Raw genomic sequence first — 2,853 nt, 5'->3', positions numbered from 1 at the left:
ATCGTTCAAGGCTGGGGCTGTCATGAGTATGTTCGGCAAGTTGGTTCAATGCATCACGGTTTGCAGGCAAAAAACTGGCCGCTTCGGGCAAGCAGACCATTTTGGCACCCTTATCAACAGCCCGCGCGATGAGTGTTTCGATGGTGGGAAAGGTAATGTCTGCTGTGGCGCCAGCACAATATTGCAAGGCGGCTATGCGCATAGTTTATGATCCCAGCTTTAGCAATTTATCAAGGTGGCCGGCTCGGTCCAGTGCAAAAATTTCGTCCGAGTCACCGATATGCGCATCATCGACGAAAATCTGCGGTGACGTGTTGCGGCCGCCAGCACGTTTTGCCATTTCGCCGCGTAAGGCACTGTTGAGCGATACATCGATCTGTTCAAACGGGACATTCTTTGACTGTAGAAGCCGCACAGCGCGCACACAATAACCACATCCCATCTGCGTGTATATTTCAATCTTGGCCATCTGCTTGTTGCCCTACCTTAATAACCTAAACAATACGCGTCAGCCGACTTAGCTTACGCGCGCAATTACCAAACCACATATTGGCCCAGCGCCAGATTTTTGCAAGGTTTTTGCCGCTTCGAACAAGGTTGCGCCAGTGGTCATGACATCATCGATCAGCATGATTGGGCGGGTAGCAAGCGATGATTTCTGATTGGCTGGCACAGCAAAGGCACCCCTTACATTATCAATGCGTTGCTGACGGTTTTTGCCTGCCTGACTGGGTGTGTTGCGCTGACGGATCAGCAAAGAGGGCGCAAAATTGTCAGGTGCCATATAGCGCGCCAACTCGGCTGACTGGTTGTAGCGGCGCCGGAAATAGCGGCGTCGTTCTAATGGGATTGGAATCACAAGCTGATTTGGCTCTGATAATTCATCGAAGAACCGGCGCATTAACCGTGTCAGTAAAGGTGTCAGATGCAGGGCATCGGCATGTTTGTAGCGAATGATCAGATTGCTGGCGATATCATCATAGCGGCATGCGGCTCGTATTTTGGTCAATGGTGGCGGTGCGACCCAGCAGCTAGCGCATCGTGTGTCAGGTAAAGCATAGGGTAGCGGGCGGCCACAACAGCTGCAAAAGGGTATTGAGATTTGTTCAAGTTGTTGCCAGCACGCAGCACACAGACCTTCACCTTCGCAAAATGTACGGCAATGGGGGCATAGATGCGGCAACATGGTATCTGCCAGCCGCGTCAGCCATGCATGTATGTAGCTGTTACTCATGTATCACGCCTTATTACCAATGCTCTATGCCTGTTTTGGTTTATATCTGCCTGTGCCTGATATGCAGGTCTCTAGCCTATATGAATAATGTAAATATCTGGTTAATGGTGCCATCACGTCTGGTGAATGGGGTTGTAGTTCTGGCTGAAATCATTACATCAAAGGCATGAACCAGCCGATGCCCATCCTTTTTGATAAAGCCAGTCTGCGCCAGCATCGTGATCGTGCTGCCGCGAATTATGACAATTTTTCCTTTTTAAAGGATGAAGCTGCAATCCGCGTGATTGACCGGCTTGAGCTGGTGCGCCGTGATTTTAACCTTTGTCTTGATTTTGGCTGTCATGATGGCGTGTTATCGCGTCATCTTGCCGGACTTGGTAAAATCAACACCGTTATGCATGCCGATTTATCGCCGAAATTTGCTAGAAATGCGCTTGCACATGGTCCATCGATTGCCTGTGACATAGATAGGGTGCCATTCAGGCCAAATAGCTTTGATGCGGTGTTTTCCTGTCTGACGATGCATTGGGTTGATGATTTGCCAGGCGTCATGACCCAGATGCGGTCAGTGCTTAAACCGGATGGGTTGTTATTGGTCAGCATGCTTGGTGGTAACAGCCTTAACGAATTACGTAGCGCTTTGGCGGCGGCAGAAAGCGAAATTGACGGGGGCTTGAGCCCACGTTGTGCGCCTATGGCAGATATTCGTGATATTGGTGGTTTGCTTGGTCGGGCTGGGCTGGCTTTGCCGGTTGCCGATAGTGATCGTCTGACGATCACCTATCCGAACATGTTCCGCTTGATGGCTGATCTGCGTGGGATGGGCGAACAGAATGCCTTGATGGATCGTCTGCGCAGGCCGACAAGCCGTGCTTTGTTTATGCGCGCTGCCGACATTTATCAGGCTGAATATGGCAATGATGATGGCACAATTCCGGCCAGTTTCGAAATCATCACCCTGACGGGATGGGCGCCACATGAAAGTCAGCAGAAGCCACTTCGTCCAGGTAGCGCCACGCATCGATTAGCTGATATTCTGAATAGTGAAGAACAGGATCCAGAATCGAGCTGATTACAAAAGATCCTGCAACACTGGAATAAGCGGGATATCGGCAGGTGGCATCGGATAATCACGAAGCTGATGTGGCCGTACCCATTTCAAACTCCCCCCTTCGACAGGACGAGGCTGGCCATGCCAGCGACGACAAACAAACAGCATCATTAACAGATGGAAATCATCATAGGCGTGGCTGGCAAAGCTGAGCGGTGCCAGACATGACTCACGGGTGTTGATATCAAGCTCTTCCTGTAATTCACGTATTAAGGCCGCTTCAGGGCTTTCGCCCGCCTCGATTTTACCACCCGGAAATTCCCATAAGCCACCCATGCTTTTATGCGCTGGGCGTTGCGCCAGCAATATCCGACCATCAGCATCTATCAGTGCCACAGCACTGACCAATATGAGGGATAGCGGGGTGTTAGCTTCGGTAATCGGCATTGATCGAAATATATCCATGCGTTAAATCGCAGGTATAAACCCGCGCGGTGCCAGAACCAGTGCCGACAAAAACAGTGATATCAATGTCAGGGCCTTGCATATGGGCGGTGACGGGGGTTTC

The 2,853-nt window shown here is 50.8% G+C and carries 6 protein-coding genes; 1 reads left to right on the top strand and 5 read right to left on the bottom strand.

Features of this window, described 5'->3' with window-relative positions; all coding sequences use genetic code 11:
• From ABNT28_RS10725 to ABNT28_RS10715, 3 genes are all read right to left on the bottom strand, one after another.
• Positions 1-202, bottom strand: a 202-nt coding sequence (locus tag ABNT28_RS10725) for a nitrilase-related carbon-nitrogen hydrolase (RefSeq protein ID WP_348721586.1), incomplete at its 3' end; no start/stop codon positions are given.
• Positions 203-205: 3 nt separating this feature from the next.
• The gene (grxC, locus tag ABNT28_RS10720; RefSeq protein WP_332925253.1) at positions 206-469 is read right to left on the bottom strand and encodes a glutaredoxin 3; all 264 of its coding nucleotides are present in this window, start codon (positions 467-469) and stop codon (positions 206-208) included.
• Positions 470-517: 48 nt separating this feature from the next.
• On the bottom strand, positions 518-1,234 hold the full coding sequence (locus ABNT28_RS10715; protein WP_332925254.1) for a ComF family protein: 717 nt from the start codon (positions 1,232-1,234) through the stop codon (positions 518-520).
• Positions 1,235-1,412: 178 nt separating this feature from the next.
• On the opposite strand from ABNT28_RS10715, the gene ABNT28_RS10710 reads away from it, so the two are divergent.
• On the top strand, positions 1,413-2,306 hold the full coding sequence (locus ABNT28_RS10710) for a methyltransferase domain-containing protein (protein ID WP_332925255.1): 894 nt from the start codon (positions 1,413-1,415) through the stop codon (positions 2,304-2,306).
• On the opposite strand, the gene ABNT28_RS10705 is transcribed toward ABNT28_RS10710, so the two are convergent.
• Entirely contained in the window at positions 2,307-2,732 is a 426-nt protein-coding gene (locus ABNT28_RS10705) for a (deoxy)nucleoside triphosphate pyrophosphohydrolase (RefSeq protein ID WP_348721585.1), read from the bottom strand.
• Positions 2,713-2,853 (bottom strand): bifunctional ornithine acetyltransferase/N-acetylglutamate synthase (locus ABNT28_RS10700; protein ID WP_348721587.1); only part of this gene is annotated, 141 nt, incomplete at its 5' end. The genes ABNT28_RS10700 and ABNT28_RS10705, both read right to left, overlap by 20 nt.

It is taken from the genome of uncultured Candidatus Puniceispirillum sp., from assembly GCF_963979125.1.
In the GTDB taxonomy this organism is placed as follows: Bacteria; Pseudomonadota; Alphaproteobacteria; order Puniceispirillales; family Puniceispirillaceae; genus Puniceispirillum.
The sequence above is the reverse complement of the archived record's forward strand: the minus strand, read 5'-3'. Positions and strand labels throughout refer to the sequence as shown.